This window comes from Gammaproteobacteria bacterium, assembly GCA_028819075.1.
Taxonomy (GTDB): domain Bacteria; phylum Gemmatimonadota; class Gemmatimonadetes; order Longimicrobiales; family Gaopeijiaceae; genus BD2-11.
Genome location: JAPPMM010000010.1, coordinates 13,649 through 30,263 on the forward strand (window position 1 = coordinate 13,649; position 16,615 = coordinate 30,263).

14 protein-coding genes are annotated in these 16,615 nt (G+C 65.6%); 9 read left to right on the top strand and 5 right to left on the bottom strand.

Annotated elements, in window-relative coordinates; genetic code table 11:
• Window positions 1–45: 45 nt before the first annotated feature.
• The 6 genes from OXU32_00755 (at window position 46) to OXU32_00780 (ending at window position 5,457) form a co-directional block, all read left to right on the top strand.
• Window positions 46–1,284 (top strand): efflux RND transporter periplasmic adaptor subunit, encoded by a 1,239-nt coding sequence (locus tag OXU32_00755; GenBank protein MDE0072500.1) that lies wholly within the window; start codon window positions 46–48, stop codon window positions 1,282–1,284.
• 734 nt (window positions 1,285–2,018) lie between these two features.
• Window positions 2,019–2,297 carry a hypothetical protein gene (locus tag OXU32_00760; GenBank protein ID MDE0072501.1) on the top strand — a complete coding sequence of 93 codons (279 nt, stop codon included), beginning with the start codon at window positions 2,019–2,021 and terminating at the stop codon, window positions 2,295–2,297.
• A 43-nt stretch (window positions 2,298–2,340) separates the two neighbouring features.
• Entirely contained in the window at window positions 2,341–2,643 is a 303-nt protein-coding gene (locus OXU32_00765; protein ID MDE0072502.1) for a hypothetical protein, read from the top strand.
• Window positions 2,644–3,027: 384 nt separating this feature from the next.
• Complete coding sequence (gene lepB, locus OXU32_00770; protein ID MDE0072503.1) at window positions 3,028–3,735, top strand: signal peptidase I; 708 nt, start codon at window positions 3,028–3,030, stop codon at window positions 3,733–3,735.
• 42 nt (window positions 3,736–3,777) lie between these two features.
• Complete coding sequence (locus OXU32_00775; protein ID MDE0072504.1) at window positions 3,778–4,356, top strand: hypothetical protein; 579 nt, start codon at window positions 3,778–3,780, stop codon at window positions 4,354–4,356.
• A gap of 144 nt (window positions 4,357–4,500) precedes the next feature.
• Window positions 4,501–5,457 carry an endonuclease NucS gene (locus OXU32_00780; protein MDE0072505.1) on the top strand — a complete coding sequence of 319 codons (957 nt, stop codon included), beginning with the start codon at window positions 4,501–4,503 and terminating at the stop codon, window positions 5,455–5,457.
• A gap of 134 nt (window positions 5,458–5,591) precedes the next feature.
• Here the strand turns inward: OXU32_00780 and OXU32_00785 are convergent, their stop codons facing one another.
• Together OXU32_00785 and OXU32_00790 are read right to left on the bottom strand one after the other, a co-directional pair.
• The gene (locus OXU32_00785) at window positions 5,592–6,023 is read right to left on the bottom strand and encodes a hypothetical protein (GenBank protein MDE0072506.1); all 432 of its coding nucleotides are present in this window, start codon (window positions 6,021–6,023) and stop codon (window positions 5,592–5,594) included.
• 823 nt (window positions 6,024–6,846) lie between these two features.
• A complete protein-coding gene (locus tag OXU32_00790) occupies window positions 6,847–7,374 on the bottom strand; it encodes a hypothetical protein (GenBank protein MDE0072507.1) in 528 nt (175 codons plus the stop codon).
• Window positions 7,375–7,726: 352 nt separating this feature from the next.
• Here OXU32_00790 and OXU32_00795 point away from each other — a divergent pair, with 352 nt between their 5' ends.
• Window positions 7,727–8,365, top strand: coding sequence for a hypothetical protein (locus tag OXU32_00795; protein MDE0072508.1), 639 nt, complete (start codon window positions 7,727–7,729; stop codon window positions 8,363–8,365).
• Between the two features lie 1,116 nt (window positions 8,366–9,481).
• Here OXU32_00795 and OXU32_00800 read toward each other — a convergent pair.
• From OXU32_00800 to OXU32_00810, 3 genes are all read right to left on the bottom strand, one after another.
• Window positions 9,482–9,718, bottom strand: coding sequence for a hypothetical protein (locus OXU32_00800; protein ID MDE0072509.1), 237 nt, complete (start codon window positions 9,716–9,718; stop codon window positions 9,482–9,484).
• 181 nt (window positions 9,719–9,899) lie between these two features.
• Window positions 9,900–10,256: a polymer-forming cytoskeletal protein gene (locus OXU32_00805; GenBank protein MDE0072510.1), complete on the bottom strand. Its 357-nt coding sequence runs from the start codon at window positions 10,254–10,256 to the stop codon at window positions 9,900–9,902.
• A 1,396-nt stretch (window positions 10,257–11,652) separates the two neighbouring features.
• Window positions 11,653–12,156, bottom strand: a complete 504-nt coding sequence (locus OXU32_00810) for a hypothetical protein (GenBank protein ID MDE0072511.1) — start codon at window positions 12,154–12,156, stop codon at window positions 11,653–11,655.
• A 374-nt stretch (window positions 12,157–12,530) separates the two neighbouring features.
• On the opposite strand from OXU32_00810, the gene OXU32_00815 reads away from it, so the two are divergent.
• Window positions 12,531–15,773, top strand: a complete 3,243-nt coding sequence (locus tag OXU32_00815; GenBank protein MDE0072512.1) for a TonB-dependent receptor — start codon at window positions 12,531–12,533, stop codon at window positions 15,771–15,773.
• A 177-nt stretch (window positions 15,774–15,950) separates the two neighbouring features.
• On the top strand, window positions 15,951–16,586 hold the full coding sequence (locus tag OXU32_00820) for a porin family protein (GenBank protein ID MDE0072513.1): 636 nt from the start codon (window positions 15,951–15,953) through the stop codon (window positions 16,584–16,586).
• Window positions 16,587–16,615 lie beyond the last annotated feature (29 nt).

Below are 16,615 nucleotides of genomic sequence, written 5' to 3' on the forward strand. Positions count from 1 at the left end.
GTGCGGTAGGAGGTGATCGCCTGTTCGGCGAAGGGAATTGGGCTCATGAGTTTTTCGAAGACGACGCTACGAGTTACGACTGCGGTCATCATCACGGTGCTGCTCGGCGGAGGGACCTACCTGAGGCTTCGCCCCACTCCGGAGGAAGAGGATGCCGCAGCCCCTGCCGAGGCGACTGCGCTCGAAGTGCGCGAGGCCTCGCTGGAGAGCTTTGCCCGGCGCGCACAACCGGTTAGCGGGGCACGCGTGCTGCGCGATACGCTCTGGATCCGCATCGCGGCGTCGGCGCGCGCGGCCGCGTTCCGCCAGGCCACTCTCTCGGCCCGCGTTGCCGGCCAGGTGCGGGATGTGATGGTGCGCGAGAACGATCCGGTTGACGCCGATGCCTTCCTCATCCAGATCGACACCACCGAGTACGCGCTGGCGCTGGCGCGCGCCACCAGCAGTCTCACCGGCGCCCAGGCCGAATACGAGCAGATCGTGCTCTTCGACGACGAGATCGCCGATCCCCAGGTGCGGGCGGAGCGGGCGCGCGTCGCGCGGTCGCGCAGCGGTCTGAACGAGGCCACGGTGAACGTTCGCCAAGCGGAGCTGGAACTCTCGTGGACGCGCATCGGCGCGCCCTTCGCCGGGCGGATCGCCGACCTGCTGGTCGTGGCCGGCCAGCTCGTGGCACAGAACGACGAGTTGGTCACCATCGTGGAACTGGACCCGATCAAGGTCGAGGCCCGGGTGCTGGAGGGGGAAATCGGACTCCTGGACGAGGGCCGGCGCGCCACCATGACCTTCGCCGCGTTTCCCGGCGAAACCTTCACCGGTACGGTGGAGACCATCAACCCGGTTATCGATGTCGAGACCCGCGCGGCACGCGTGACCGTGCTGCTGTCCAACCCCGGCGGCCGGATCAAGCCCGGCATGTACGCAAACGTCTCGCTGGACGCGCAGCACTTCACCGACCGTATCCTGGTCCCGCGCTCGGCTGTGCTCGAGCGCGACCGGCGCACCATGCTCTTCGTCTTCGATGAAGAGGAAGCGGAGATCGGCCGCGCCGAGTGGCGCTACGTCACCACCGGGCTGGAGAACGACCGAGTAGTGGAGATCGTGGAGAACCCGGAAACCTCGATGGTCGATCCCGGAGAGATCGTGCTCGTCGACGGTCACCACTTCCTCGGGCACGACGCAGCCGTCCAGCTCGCCGAGGAAGACATCGCCGCTGGTGCCGGAGCTTCCGCGGGGTCGGGACGCACGGCAGATACCCCAACTCGTTGGCGGCCGCGTCGGTAACGAAGATCCGGCCGGGTGTTGTGGGGGAGGCTCCAGACCGTGGATCGCAGTGCCCCCCATCGGTCGGTCGGTCCTCCGTTGATCTCGGGACACGAGTGGAGCAAGGCAGATGGCCGAAGCGACGACGAGGGCGGTGCGAAGCGGATTGAAGGACGGCAGGCGATCAGGGACTCAAAGAAGCTCGCCGAGTTGCTTGAGGACTTGCGGCCCGGTGGAAGGGGACGAAGCCTACTTCGGCGGCAAGCGGAAGAAACTGGTGGGAACGGGTCGCGGTCCGGTCGGGAAGACTGCGGTCGTCGCGGCCCGGGACAGGGCGACCGGGCAGGTCTCGGCCCGCTTGATCGAGCGCACGGAAAAAGCGACGTTTGCAGGGTTTCGTGGATCGCTACGCGAGCCTGGGCGCGCAACGCTACACGGACGACACCCGCACTCACAAGGGCGCGGATCGGCGGAACGAGACGGTGAGGCACTCGGTTGGCGAGTACGTCCGGGGCATGGCGCACACCAATTCCGTCGAGTCCTTCTGGGCGACGTTGAAGCGAGCGCATAAAGGGACGTTCCACCGTTTGAGCGCGAAGCACCTACAGCGGCACGGAGTACGAGCAACGAAAGTTCGTCCGAACTTCCGCAGCCGGACCGTCTGGACGGGTGATAACCTCGACATCCTGCGGGGCATCAACTCGGAATCGGTCGAGTTGCTGTCGCAACGGAGACACCTACAGGAGCAACGGACGATGAAGCCCCAGCATCAGGACGGACCGGCGGGAATCACGCGCCGGAACATCGCGGATCACGTGCGGGCAGCTGTCGAACGTGGCGAGTTCACGTTCGGGCCAGAACCCCGGATCGTGGAAGTCAGGATCGGCGGGGAAGCGTTCAATGTGCGCGGCTGGGACGCGCTCTATCCGCCCCCGCCGGTCCCCTTGGATCCGATGGACCTTCCGGGTCGCGCACTCGTGGAGCACGAGTTCGACGAATTGGAACGGGAGTTCATGGTGGAGCGAGGAGCGTGAATCCCCTGCGAGCAAAGGAATACACCCACAGGGAAGCAAGAGCATGAGCAACGAGCAAATCGACGAGGTGGCGGACGCGGTGGCGGACCGGCTCGAAACGAGCGACGTGCTGGCGGACGCGGTGGCCGCGAAGCTGGGCGGGCAGATTCATGAGCTGCGGGGCCAATTCCTGGAGTTGAGCCACCAGTTGAAGGACGGATTTACCGCAGTCGACAACCGACTGGACGGCATAGAGGCAGCCGTTGCCGACCTCGGCAACCGCATGGAAGTGAACGAGCGTTTCCTGCGGCACTTCTACCGGGAGTTCGATGAGTTCAGGACACGGATGACCGGAACGGACCGATGAGTGGAAAACGACGTGGAAATGTGGAGAAGCCCCGGAAGTACCGGAAGGGAATTGCCAGCCGACTACCGGGGCGGGTCGCGCGAGCCCTGCACCGATACCGGCCCGAACGGTCGGTCGGTCACGACAAGGAGACTCCCGCGTCGCGTGCCCGCGTTCAGGCTAGCATATAATCGCCTTTCGATGCCCCAGAGCGGGCATCGGGGAGGGTAGGGGATGTGCGCACCCCGGACACCCTCCGCACCGGGTTGCTCCCCGTCCAACAGTCCTTGCAGAAAGGCCATTTCGACGGAGCCGAGTCGGGAACAGGTGTCCGTTGCCAGACCTAGGGCTCGGTCGCAGCTTGGTTTGCACGGGTATTGGATCATCCGTTAGTATCCTCCCGCCATGCGAAAGAACAAGCCAGAGTTCCAAGGGCGAAGACCGTCGTTCAGGCGTTCGCTCGTCAGGACCGCGTGCCTCGTCTTCGGCCTTCTGACGGTCCGCGTCGTGGCGCTTCAGGCCTTCACCATCACGTCCGGATCCATGGAGCCGACGTTGTCGGCGGGGGACTTCCTGCTCGTCAACAAGGCCGCGCTCGGCTCGCGGGTTCCGTTCACCGACATCCGCATCCCGGGCTACTCGGAGCCCGAGAGAGGGGAGATCCTGGTTTTCGATCCCCCGCACGAAGACAAGCTGACCGTCGTCAAGCGGCTTGTCGGTATGCCCGGCGACACCTTGGAGATGCGGGATAAGACCTTGTACCTGAACGGGCGGGTGCTGGACGAACCATACGTGATGCACACCGAAGGGGAGTCCGGTTTCTCCGCGGCTCCGATGCTGTGGCAGCAGGAGATCCTGGTTGATGGTCCGAGGGAGAACTACCGGCCGACCCGCGACACATGGGGTCCCCTCGTGATCCCCGACGACCGCTACTTCATGCTCGGCGACAATCGGGACGCGAGTCTGGATTCGCGCACTTGGGGGCTTCTGGAGCGCTGGCGCTTCGAGGGACGGGTCATCGTGCGCTACTTCTCCTACAACCGGGATTCCTACCGGCCATTCCCGTTCATCCGCGAAATACGGTGGAGCCGGATCGGAACCCGACCCCAATGACCGCCGGCACGGTACGGCCTGTCGCCGCGCGAGGTGAACGAGTTGGAAGACCACTTGCGGGCGCATGTCGATCTGGAGTTGGAGTTGGACAAAGCCCTGACTCCCGCTCGCGCGCTTGCGCTGGCCCGGTACGCCATCGGCGAGCCGAAGACGCTTTCAAGGGAGTTCGCCAAGGCGGGCAAGCCGAGGTGGCGGCACCTGCTTCGCGCTGGCGGGGGGGTGTTCGCGGCGTCCTGGGTCCTGCCCGCCGTCGGTGACGCGACCGGGCACCTTCGGGGTTGGGAGGCTTTTCAACTCGCTCTCGAATGGGGAAATCCGGGCGAAACGCTGAGTGCGCTCAGCAGCGTTCTGGTGCTCCTCGCGCTGTTCCTGACCGGTCGCGTCCGTCGCGCGAAGCTCCGGTGGCTGACTTGGTGCGTGACGGGCGCGGGGGTGCTGAACCTTCTCTACTGGATCCCGTCGGGCGATCTAGCGGTCGGCTATTGGGCTTGGGCGGGCTCGTTCGTTTGCAGGGCGTCCGCTCTGTGGATGCGCGGCCGCGAGTGGGGGTCCGCCAAGTTGCAACCTGCTGCCTTCCGGCCAAGGCAGTTCGAGGGTCCAAGGGGATGGAATCTCTCCTAGCCAATCCGCCACTTCACGAGTGTCAGAGCGTCCGCCAGATCGGCGCTCAGAGCCACCCCAATTGATCTGAAAGTGCTCTGCGCTACGTTACTTGGTTCGCCCCCGGGCTTGGGGACTCGACCAACGCCTCTGGCTCGCACCGCCATGTTCTTTACCGACATCCACGTTCGCGATTTCATCGAAGTGCTCGCAGCACTCCCGAGTACACCGGCAGAGACTCGTGCGCACATCATGGGCGCATTCGGCGTGCTGGTCACCGGCGACGATCCGGTCGGATGGTGGGACGCCCTGACCCTCGACCGTGGTGAGGAGGGCGCTGCCAACGCCGTGGCTCAGTTGGTCATTTCGAAGGGCGGCAAGCGCGTGTTGGCTCTGATAAGAGCCGACGCCTCCGGTCGGAGCATCACGCCCAGAGCGGATGATTCGAAGCTGGTGAGACTCCTCTTCGACGATGCGATGGAAGATGTTCTGTACGATCAGTGGGGGTTGCAGTACGGCGTGTGTGAGTACTTCAAGGAGACGCAGGTGGTTCTGGAGGACGACGACCCCGACTTGCCGGAACCTGAAGACGAATACGATCTGAATGACCTTGAAGAGGACGAGAACGACACGGAGAACGGCCACGGCCTATCCGATCCGTTCTCAGGCGAGCCGCGGCCGAGCGCGCAGCGGGGAGCGAAATGGACCTTGGAACGGCTTCAGACTCCACCGAGAGGGTTTCTCCCGGTTCCAAGTGGCTGGAAGGAGAAGGACTTGGAGGACTTCCTGTGGGCTAACTGGGAGGCTGTTGACTTCGGCTTCGACCGCCCCATCTACCTCGTCGGGAAGCAGCAGCGCCTGAGCGACAGCAGCAGTGATCGGGTTGATCTCCTCGCCAAGGGCAAGTCGGGCGAGCGCATCGCAATCGAGCTGAAGATCGTTGAGGCACGACGGGGCGATTACACCCAGCTTACGTCCTACATGGGGAACATGGAGTCGAGCGGTGTACCCGCAGACAAGGCGCGCGGCATCCTGGTCGCACCCTCCTTTTCGCAAAAGGTGCTCAACTCAGCGGGTATCGAGCCCCGGATCACCCTCCTCCGGTTCAACAGAGGGCCATAGGAACAGTACACCTCCCCGTTCGGGTCGCGGACACCAGATCCCGCAGGACCGGGTCGGTGGGCCAGAGCGTCGAGGGTGGGCCGACAAGGGCTCCGCCCCGTCGACCCCGGTCGCGATGGCGCGAACGGCGCGCATCATGATCCTAGTCCGAACATGCCAAAGTACTGGTCGAGAGCCTCGGCAAGTTGCGCGGGCGGGGCTGCGACTCCCTCGGTGCGCGCCCGTATCGCCGCTACGATGGCGACAACTGCCTCTTCGGATGTGCGTCCATTCCTGCAACGTGAACGCCGCGCGGGCCGTTCCCACGTTCGGAAAAACTCCGAGGGCTCTTCGTCATCGTCGAACCAGGAGCGGTGGAGTTGCAGGACATCGGGGTTCTCGGCGAGCAACCGGTTGTACTCCGCCTGCCAACGTTCAGGGGACTCGGGGTCCAGTACCGCCACGGCCTCCGCATTGTGCCTGTCATCCATCGGCACCAGAAGCCCGCCGTCATCGCAGCCAGCGGCCAGCAGGGCGAACGCAAACGCGACCAGCATCATCGGCGCGTCGTTCTGATTCTTCCTCATCGCCTTCTCCTCCTCATCGGAACCGGAAGTTGCCGCTTGACCCGGATTGCGCCAACTCCCTCCTTGCCGCTCCAAGCTTCCGGTACACTACCAGCCTGCTGGACAGTCGCCAAGAGGACATCGCTTCCGAAACCGCGCGAGAATCTCGTCTGCGGAAGCCGTCATTCGTCTCGAAGACGTGAGATTCGCTTCCAGGAGGGCACGGCGAGCGTCCGTGCGCGCGCGAGCGATAGCAGCAGGCTGCCCGGACCCGTGCTCACGATGACCAAGTCGTAGTCCGGCGAGCGGGTGGCGCTCGCTGGAAGACCCTCACCGTCGCCCAGCGGTGGCAGTGGACTCGGCACGGCGTGTCGGGACCCGTGACCCACCCGCCGCAATCCAGGGCCTTGCCGCCGCCGAATCCGTTCCGAGCACAGTGATGCTGTTCGTCCTCACCCATCAGAGCGCCGAACACCTCGGTTGGCTGGTGGCGTCGCCCACCAGCTCGGCCGACATCCGGGACGCCATCGCCCAGCCAACGATCCGCCGGCTCCACGCATTGAGCACCACGGCGAGGTACAGCCAGCCAGCCCCTGCGCGCCCCGCGCGATGTCGGCGACCCAGAGCTCGTCGGGGCCTTCGGCCGAGAAGTCCCGGTTCACCAGGTCCTTCGCGCCGGCCTCCCGCTTCGTCGTGCCCGTCTTGAAGCGTCTGCGCGTCACGCCCTCGATGCCCAGTGCGCGCATCCGCGGATGGTTGGGATGTGCATTCCCGGACACCCTCCGCTGCGGCCCCGTCTATCAATCCCTGCGGGAAGGGCAGCGAGTGCGTCTTGGTTGGCGCATCAACGTCCGGGTGGTGGTCGGATTCGAAAGTGAGGGGCCAGCCAGACCACGACGCCCCCAGACAGCAGGCACCACGGGCCGAACGTGAAGAAGTCGGAGTCGTAACCCGCCAGCAGGAACGGCAGCGACGCGATGCGGAGGCCGAGCGCCGGACCGATCGCGCCGCCGAGGCTGACCGTCGCCCACGGCCCCATCTTGGCCAAGACTGTGCGGAGCATCGTCGAGAACGCGCCGCGCCCGCTCCCGTCCGCCTTCAAACCCCACCGCAAGCCGACCAGCGCCAAAACCAGGAGCCAGAGCATCAGCGCCAGCCTGATCCAGCCATCGCCGGAGGAACGTGGAAAACCGAACGAGCGCTCCAGCCAGCCACCGGCCACCCGTTCGAACCAGTCGTCCATCGGATGGGCGAACAACTCGGAAGCGATCCAAAGGAGCACCCAGGCACCGAACAGAAAGCCGAATACGGGATGCACATCCCTGAACCGGGTCGTGCCGATCCGCTGGACTCGGTTCCGGTCTTCCGACATCCCCGCCTCTCCGTGCGAATCAGCAAACCATGGTCTGGCGGACCGAGTCCCGACAGCCGATTTCCCCTTGTGGTCGGCAGTTGGCCGACGCGGCATCTCCAGGCAGCGAGCAAGGTGCAAACATGCGCCAAGGGTCGGGGACATGCAAGCGAAACGGAGACCCCAGCCAAGGCGCATCACGGTTGCGCGAGCACCGTTGTCCGATTGATCCGTTGCCGGTCGAGGCACGGATCGGCCAGCGCTGGCGGAACCTCCGTCGCCACGGTTCCGTATGGCTTCGATCCGGAACTGGACGAGTTGCTGTTGACAAGGCCAGATCCCGAGGCACCGCCACCACCAGGAGGAGAACCGAATGGGCCGAATCGTGCTTGTGCTGATCCTGTTCCCGACTCCGCTGGCCGCGGCCGCCCAGAAAGATGTCGGCGTCCGACTCGGGGTGGGCAACGCGAGCTTCGCCGTTCCCGGCCACATCGATTACGATCCGTGTCCGCCAGAGACGGATTGTCCAGGTGGCGCAACCGACGCGGTTCGGGGGCTCATCCTCGGAGCCGACGTCGACCTCCCGGTCCCCAACTCCAGCGGTGCTCTCGGTCTTCGGATCGGTGCCGCCTACGCCCAGAAGGGGGGTGCGGGGTCTGGAAGGGACGCCGACGGAGAGCCCGACCGCGGCCGGACCCTCTCGACGAGCTACCTTCAGTTCTCGGCGCTGTTGCGCGCCCGGACATCTGGTCCGCAGTCCTTGGTCGTCCTCCTTGGCCCTTGGGTCGGGAAGCAGTTGTCGTGCGGAATCAAAGGCGATCTGGCGGTCGCGTGCGGGGTGGGCGACGCCGGAGTCGCCATGGGCGCAGGGGTGGAGATGGCGTTGCCCGGCAGTTCCGGTGCGAGTGTTGGCATGGAGGGGATCTACTACCGGGGCCTGAGGGAGCAGTCGGGCGACGAACGGACGAGGTTAGTGGCGGTCCAGGCGGGCTTCGTCTTCCCGCTCGGCTGACGGCTGTCGCGTCATGCATGTTCCACGCGGCCAACGCTGGCCTGGGACGGACCACGCCGCCCTCGGCTGCTGCTGCGAGGGTGTACGGAGCGTGGAGGCGGGCGAGATCGAGGCCACGGCCATGCAGCATCTCCCGAGGATGGCTGTGCCCGGCATCGTGGCCGTGGTCAAGTTCTTGACGACGGACAGCAGATCTGAGAACACGCCCGGTCTTAACTTCGCACAAGACGGGGGTGATCTCGGTCACCGAGACGCCCGTTCTGGGGTTCGCCGTCCACCGCCGCGGACTTGGCGTCTTGCGAATGCCGGGGATGGCCGGCGACGTTGTCGACGCCGAGCCATTGCAGGGTGCCTTCCCGCTAGGGATCCTGGCAGCGACCCTTTAGGTCGATCCCAGATCAGCCCTCTCGTTCCTTGCGGCCCCGACCGCTTGGGACGCAGGGCGCAAGACATTCGCCTGCATGGGCTTCAACCGTCCTGTCGGTGCGCACGTCGAAAGCGCCGGAGTGCGCATCGGCACTCCACGTTTGCGCGGACGTATGCGGTCGTGACCCAAGGCACCGGAGGGTGCCAAGTCATCGGTGGAGGACTCCTGCGGGAACGCGGATGACACGGTCGGCTTCTCGTGGTGACGATCCGGGAAGCTCGTCGATTGCGCCCGTGTGCAGGTGCCGCTGCGGAGACGGGCCAGCGAAATCGACTCAGCCCGACAGGTCCGCACACCGAAGAGGTGCAACGCCCTTCTCGCGTCCCTTGCCCCAAGCCCCGGCGGAACAACTCGCCCAACCTCCCTTGTTGTAGCGGAGGGACAAGGTGAGGAAGGCGCAGGTGCGCGCGAACCCTTGGACTTGCTTTTGAACGCGATCCGTCCAGCATCGTCCGGTTCGTTGATGTTGGACCCCCACGCCAAGCGTCCAGACGGGCGGCGTATCTCGCAGGTGCTAGGCCTACACGAGCTTCACCCGCCGCCCGCGCAGCGTGGAGGCGGATACACGTTCGGCGCGGCGAGCCAAGCCAAGAGTTGGAATCATCGGGCGTATAAAGGCCGGGGTTCTCGGAAAGGCTCCAGCCATTTCAGGGCCGCGAGGTTCGCCATCTCAAGGCGGATTGGACCGCTCAGGGCGTTGCGCTGGAGGTGCAGATTATAGAGCGCCGTGAGGTTGCGGATCTCCGGCGCGGGATCGGCCCGCTCAGGTCCTTGCCGCCTAGATTCAGCGCCATCACCTGCACCTCCCAATCGGTGTTGACTCCGTACCAACTGCTCAGCGCCGCGTCCGTCGACCAGTGGTCCAGCCGCTTCCAGTTCAGGCCCTCTGCGGCGTGGCACAGGGTCGCTCCCCGACACGGCCTCATGGCCCGGATCGGCACCGGCGATCCCGCTGCCGTGGCGCAACTGCAAGGTGGCCCGCGACATGCGGAACCGGCGGGTGTCCGGCGGAAGGGCGAAATCCATGCACATGCACCTCAACCACCGATGCAGACCCTTGGACCGACACCGGCGTCCCATCGGGGAAGGACGGACTTCGAGGCCCGATCAGCTTCCCATCTTCAGGGTCCCGTCGATCACCGCGCCATCCTCCATCACGATCCGTTGAGCGTCGACATCACCCTCCACGCGACCGGTGGCTCGCATCTTCAGCCGCGAAGAGACCGTCAGATTCCCCTCGACACGCCCCGAGACCACGGCGTCCTCGGCGGAGACATTGCCTCGAACCACGCCGTTCTTGCCGACGACAACAGCCGCTCCGGCTTCCATATCTCCTTCGACTCGGCCTTCGACGTGAATCGCGCCCGTGGTCTTGCAGTCGCCGACCACGGACATCCCCGGGCCGATGATCGAACTCTTGTCGCTCGATGGCGAGGCAGGCGGGGGGAAGCGTTTCTTCAACATCCTGGAGGCTGGCCGTTCGAGTTGAGTCTTGCAGTTTGCTCCGTCGGGCGTCCGGACGGGTTCACACCGCGATGCGCGCATCGCGCTCGTCGGCTCACCAAGACACGGCGAGCACCGACGAACCTTCTTCGCACCAAGCCCAGCTTGGATCGGTCGTCACGGTCCTGGACCTAACCCGAAAGACCGGATACCCCACCAGTTCGGCGGTCGGCGCGCGACTGTTCAACTCCTCCATCGGTCCCTCGAAGAGGAATACCAACGCAGATCCGGTGTCTGGATGACCACCGATGTTTCGACCGGGATGCGCGCGACGATGTCCACGGGCTCCGTCCTGACTCGGACCGACGTGCGATTCACCTCTTTCCGGAGTGTAGGGTGCCAGTCAAAACTCGCGATGAACCGGTTGGGCTAACGGAGGGCGAGATACGGACAACGCCTGCCCAACACCCCTCCCTCCGGTCAAGCTTGGTGAGGCCATCCCCGGCGGGACCGTCCTGATCCCGAGCCAGCGAGCTCACGAACCTGAAACCAGAAGCTACACCTTTGACGGCTGTTGCGGCAGGTCCGGCTCCCGAGCGCTCGCAGCGATGAGTCCGCTGGCGTGCGTTGGGGTTCATCGTGTTCCCGTTCGGGAATGTCCGGTACGACACCGGGATGACGGGATCCACGACCAAGCGCCCGCCAACGGCGATGCGGCCCGCATGGGCGGCGACCGGCTGGCGGAGAAGGCTTCTCTCCACGATACTTCGTCCGCGCAGATCGTGCAGTCCATCGAACGAGAGGAATCGAACGATGGCACGCACGAAACGAAGTCGGCGCTCCTACGGCGCCGGAGAATGGGGCCGGAACCGGGTCAGGATTTTCCCGGACCCGAAGGCCGGCATGTTTCATCCGGGTTTGGCAAGTATCGTATATAATCCCCCTCGGAATCGGTCGAGCTGATCCGCAACGGAGACACCTACAGGAGCATCGGACGATGAAGCCCCAGCATCAGGACGGACCGGCGGGAATCACGCGCCGGAACATCGCGGATCACGTGCGGGCAGCTGTCGAACGTGGCGAGTTCACGTTCGGGCCAGAACCCCGGATCGTGGAAGTCAGGATCGGCGGGGGAGCGTTCAATGTGCGCGGCTGGGACGCGCTCTATCCGCCCCCGGCGGTCCCGTTGGATCCGATAGACCTTCCCTGTCGCACACTCGTGGAGCACGAGTGCGACCTGGAACGGGAAGTTCATGGCGTTGGAGCAAGGAGCGAGGGTCCCCTGCGAGCAACGGCGAGCGCTTGAGGGCGACTCGCCGGAGGCCGTGTCCCATCCCTGACCCCAGGGGCGTCGATGAGCGTTGGACGCGTCGTCCGGAGCGCAAATCCGCGCCAGCGAAGCAGCCTCTTGCGTATCTCAACCTCGTCCGAAGACGCCAAAATACTCATCGATCGCCTCGGTAAGTTGAGCGAGCGGGGGTGTGTCCCCCTCCGTACGCGCCCTTATTGCCGCGACGATGGCGGCGATTGCGTCCTCGGCAGCCTGCCCGTTCCCGCAACGCGAACGCTGTGTGGGGAGTTCCCACCTTCGGAAGAACTCCGAGGGCTCTTCGTTCCACCAAGCCTCCTTGTTCTCATCGAACCAGGAGCCGTGGAGTTGCAGCACATCGGCGTTTTCGGCGAGCAATCGGTTGTACTCCACCTGCCAACGTTCCGGGGACTCTGGGTCCAGCGCCGCCACACCCTCCGCATTGTACGTATCGCCCGCCAGCCCCAGAAGCCCGCCGTCATCGCAGCCGACGGCCATCAAGGCGAACGCAAACGAGGCCAGAACCACCCGTGCGTCGTTTTGATTCTTCCTCATAGCCTTCCTCCTCGTCATCACGACCGTGAGTTCGCGGATTGACCCGGTCTGGGCCAACCCCCACCCAGGGCCTTGCCGCCGCCGAATCCGATCCGCGCGCAGTGATGCTGTTCGTCCTCACCGACCGGAGCGCCGAACACCTCGGTTGGCTGGTGGGAGACGCCGGACGACACCATGGTGACGGTGTCGACCGGCATCGCAGTGCTTGTGTAGTTCATGGGCCGGAGCACCTTGCCGGTCGGAAGCCACGGGACTTGGTTCCTGACCAGTGTCTCCAAAGATATCGACTTGGCCCAGCCTCGTTCAACAGCGGACTAGGCTGAATGGCGCGGTTCCCTCCGGGAAGCTCTGGCAACATCTTCCGGCCTCGGAAGCCCCGTCATTAGATTGAACACAAGGACCTCGACGACCTTGGGGCAAGGAGACGGAACATGGAAACCGAAACTGCGCTGAACGTGGATCCCGCGAGACTCGCCACTCTTGAAGCCGACCGCTCCGGCCTGGGCTTCAAGGTGTTGACGTTCGCGTTGGCCATGATGGCCGCGGGACTCTCCTGGGTGGCCCCGGTGTCGGCTCAGCAGACGGGCACCATTACGGGCACGGTGGAAGACGCGGAGACCGGCGAGCCGCTGGCGAGTGCGCAGATCAGCGTGCCCGCGCTCGGGATCGGAGTGCTCTCCAGCGGAAACGGGCGGTTCGCCCTGCCGGGCGTTCCCGTCGGCACGCACGAACTCCGTGCCGAGAGGCTGGGCTATGCGGTCCTGTCGCTGAGCGTCACCGTGAACGCGGATGCGGCTGCGACCGTCGAACTCAGACTGACAACAACCGTCCTGGGTCTCGCGGAACTGGTGGTGACGGGCACCGCGTTCTCGGAGTCGCTCGTGCAACTGCCCTACGCGGTGGCCGTTTCGAGCCGGAGGACGCTGGCGGAGCAGGGGTCTCCACAGGCCGTGGACTTCTTCCGCAACCTCGGATCGAGCGCCGGGGTCCTCGGAGACCGCCAGGGTTGGTACAACACCCGGCCCCCCGCAGCGGTGTCGGAGACGGTCGCCAGCGTCAACCTCAGGGGGATCGGGCCGTCCCGCACCCTCGTGCTGCTCAACGGGCGGCGTCAAGTGTACCTGCCGGCGCGGCTGTCCGGTGGGAGGTTCGTGGACGTGAACGCCTTTCCGTCGATCGCGTTGGACCGGATCGAGGTGGTGAAGGAGGGCGCGTCGGCGGTCTACGGCTCGGACGCCGTGGCGGGCGTGGCCAACTTTCTGACCCGCAGCGATTTTGAAGGGCTGGAGGTGTCGGGCTCGCACGAGTACTTCGCCGGGTCCGGGGAGACGCACGCGGGAGCGATTTGGGGCAAGCGGCTCGGAGACGGCGCGCACGCCGTCGTTTCCGCCGAGGCACTGGTCGGCCAGGAGTTGCACCCCGAGGATCGCGATTGGGCGCTGCGTCCCTTCACGTCCGGCGGCGGGGCTTGGTCCTATACGGGCAACCCCGGCGCGTTCCTCTTCCCGAGGTTGACGGGCGACGAGACGATCGAAGAGTTCACCGCGGCCCTTTCGGACGCCCAGTTCGGAGGCTGGGGCGGCGTCTTCGTGGATCCCCGCTGCACGGACTTCGGGGGGCACCGCGAGGGCGAGACCTGCCGCTTCCGCTACCAGCAGTGGGACAATCTGCTCCAGGCGTCCCGCCAATTCCGAGGCTTCGCCGAGGTCAACGGAGAGATGGGGGACCGTTCGAGCTACCACGTCGAGGCGCTCTGGGCCGAGGCCACGACTCCCGAGTGGTTCACGACCCCGTCCTATCCGCCGATCTCTCCGTACAACGGAGCCCAGGTGATCGAACCCGGGAATCCGGGCAGGCAGGCGTTCTGCGGGGCCCATGGACAGAGCGCCGGTTTCGCGAGCCAACAGGCCTGTCTGGAGGACGACTGGTACTTCTACGGGCGGCTCGTCGGCAACTCGGGACCCGGGAGGACGCTGGAGCGCGCGTCCCGCACTCAGCGGATCGCTGCCTCGCTGGAGCGCGGCATCGAGTCGCTGGGCGGGGCGGCCATCGAGTTGTCCGCGAGCTATTCGCGGGCTTCCGGCAACGCGAACCTTCCGGCCGAGTACGCCTACCGGAAGTTTCTGGCGTTCCGCGGCTTCGGAGGCCCGGATTGCGGAGTGACGGTCGTGGTCGACCCGTCGAGTCCGTCCGGGATGGCGCTCGGCCCCCTCAACGGTGCTGTGGCGGGCCAGGGCAACTGCCGGTACTACAACCCGTTCAGCAACGCGCACCGGCTATCGGCGCAGCCGGGCGCGCTATACCGGGACCAGCCGAACCCGGACTACATGCCCGGACTGGAGAACAGCGCGGAACTGATCGACTGGATCAACGAGGAGGTGAATCTGGACAGTTCGGCGGACCTGTTCGTCGCCGACGCGATGCTCAAGGGGGCCGTCACGGAGGGGCTCGACTACGCCGTCGGGTATCAGTTCCGCAGGTTCGGCGTTTCCGCGACCCCCAACCAGCCGGGCGACCTGTCGATCAACCCGTGCCCCGTGCCGGGAGACCGCAGCTGCCTCGAGAAGGCCGGGGCGTTCACCTTCACCACCGGGCACTACGAGTACCAGGACGCCCAGATGGTGAACCGGTTCTTCGCGGAGAGCCGCTTCACACTCGGCGACAGGGTGGAGGGCCAGGCCGCCGCCAACTACGAGTTCCACGGGTCGGTGAGCAGCTTCGATCCCAAGCTGGCCGTCCGCGTGGCGTTGGCCGACCCGCTGGCGCTGCGCGCCTCGCTCCAGACGACCTTCCGCACGCCCTCCGTGGACGACCTGAACGAAGACCGCAGCACCGGGCTCGAATACGTATCCGAGGCGGGCATCTACAAGGCGGTGGACGCGTTCGGCAACAGCCGGCTCGTGCCCGAGCGCGCGTTGACCTACAACGTGGGGCTGACCTTGCAGCTTCCACGGTTTCGCGCCACGGCCGACTACTGGAGCTACGACTTCCGCGACGTGATCGACCAGGTGCCCTTCGGGGGCGTGACCCGGCTGTACGCGGCGGGCGGGGCCTCGCGGGCCGCCGTGCAGGAGTTCGTGACCTGCCCCGACGGGCCGGGGACGGGAACCTGCCACGTGTCGGCCGTGGAACGGATCAGGGTGACGAACGTGAACTGGCCGGGCATCCGGATGTCGGGAATCGACCTGCACGCGAGCACGCGCCTGTCCGTCGGCGGGGGCATCCTCTCGCTGGGGGCCGACGGCACCTACACACGGGAGTTCTTCGTCAAGGCGCTCGAACTCAACGGGGCCGAGGTTTTTGCCGCGCAGGACGCGGCGGGCCAACTCAACTGGGGCAATCCCATCGCTCCCCCGCTGCCGCAGTGGAAGCTCCGCTTCTCGGCGGGATACCATTGGGGCGACTACAGCGTGGTCAACTACCTCAACACCGTCTCCGGGTACACGAACGAAGTGTTCCCCGACACCGATTTCGAGCACATCGACCGGTTCGTGGGCTGGGACCTCAGTCTGCTGCGGCGCACGTCGAGCACGACCGATGTCGCGCTGTCGGTGATCAACCTTCTCGACGCCGATCCGCCACTGGTCAACTGGGAACAGTCCTACGACGCCTTCACCCACAGCCCCAAGGGCAGGCGCCTCAAGCTCTCGGTGACCTACCGCCCCGGGAACTGAAGGAGGAGCCCGTCATCCTCGACCGGGTTGCCGTTGGCATCGCCCACGACCCATTGCCGGGGGACGGATGGACGCTCGGCAGGCCGTCGGTCAAGTGTTTAGATTGGTGCGCGATCCGGCGGGACCACGCTACGGTCCCTCGGTCACCTAGACCCAACCAAAGTGAGAATGCCTGCTATGCGAAAGCTTGTTGTGTTGGCCGGTCTTGCGCTGATCGCGGCCCCTGCGACCGCTCAGACCACCCTGGGTTTGAAGGGCGGAGTCGGTTTCGGCACCGTCTCCATCGAGCAGGAGGGAGTCGAGGAGGAATCCGTTTCCGGCTTCGTCGCGGGGATGGAACTCGGTGTTCCGGTGTCCAACGCGTTGAGCCTGAGGTTCGGCGGGGCGTACGCGCAGAAGGGCGGCAGCGGCAACGTCGAGGGTGGCAAGATCACGCTCGGCTTCGACTACGTCCAACTCTCGGCCTTGGCGAGGGTCGGCACGTCCGGCGGCGGGGTTTCCATCGGCGTGACGGCCGGCCCATGGGCGGCCTATCGACTCTCGTGCGAAGTGGAGGGCACTCTGGAGGGATTGAGCGTCGTCACGCCTTGCGTCGATCCGCCTTTCGCGGACTTCGACATCGAGACCTTGGACTTCGGCGTGGCATTCGGCGGAGGCGTCGAGTTTCCTCTCGCCGGCAGCGTCCGGCTGGGGCTCGACGCCCTCTACTCGCTCGGCCTCGCCTCGATAGACGAGGACGACTCCAAGACGCGGCACCTGACCATTCAGAGCGGCTTCGTCATCCCGACCATCGGTGGCGGAGACACGGCGTAGGGGGCAATCCTGTTTTCCGGTTCTCCACG

Bases quoted from the DNA above. Each gene is read 5' to 3' on its own strand.
- OXU32_00755 (MDE0072500.1), top strand. From the start codon at position 46: ATGAGTTTTTCGAAGACGACGCTACGAGTTACGACTGCGGTCATCATC.
- OXU32_00780 (MDE0072505.1), top strand. From the start codon at position 4,501: ATGTTCTTTACCGACATCCACGTTCGCGATTTCATCGAAGTGCTCGCA.
- OXU32_00790 (MDE0072507.1), bottom strand. From the start codon at position 7,374: ATGTCGGAAGACCGGAACCGAGTCCAGCGGATCGGCACGACCCGGTTC.
- OXU32_00815 (MDE0072512.1), top strand. From the start codon at position 12,531: ATGGAAACCGAAACTGCGCTGAACGTGGATCCCGCGAGACTCGCCACT.
- OXU32_00785 (MDE0072506.1), bottom strand. From the start codon at position 6,023: ATGAGGAAGAATCAGAACGACGCGCCGATGATGCTGGTCGCGTTTGCG.
- OXU32_00800 (MDE0072509.1), bottom strand. From the start codon at position 9,718: ATGAGGCCGTGTCGGGGAGCGACCCTGTGCCACGCCGCAGAGGGCCTG.
- OXU32_00820 (MDE0072513.1), top strand. From the start codon at position 15,951: ATGCGAAAGCTTGTTGTGTTGGCCGGTCTTGCGCTGATCGCGGCCCCT.
- OXU32_00760 (MDE0072501.1), top strand. From the start codon at position 2,019: ATGAAGCCCCAGCATCAGGACGGACCGGCGGGAATCACGCGCCGGAAC.
- OXU32_00805 (MDE0072510.1), bottom strand. From the start codon at position 10,256: ATGTTGAAGAAACGCTTCCCCCCGCCTGCCTCGCCATCGAGCGACAAG.
- lepB (MDE0072503.1), top strand. From the start codon at position 3,028: ATGCGAAAGAACAAGCCAGAGTTCCAAGGGCGAAGACCGTCGTTCAGG.
- OXU32_00795 (MDE0072508.1), top strand. From the start codon at position 7,727: ATGGGCCGAATCGTGCTTGTGCTGATCCTGTTCCCGACTCCGCTGGCC.
- OXU32_00765 (MDE0072502.1), top strand. From the start codon at position 2,341: ATGAGCAACGAGCAAATCGACGAGGTGGCGGACGCGGTGGCGGACCGG.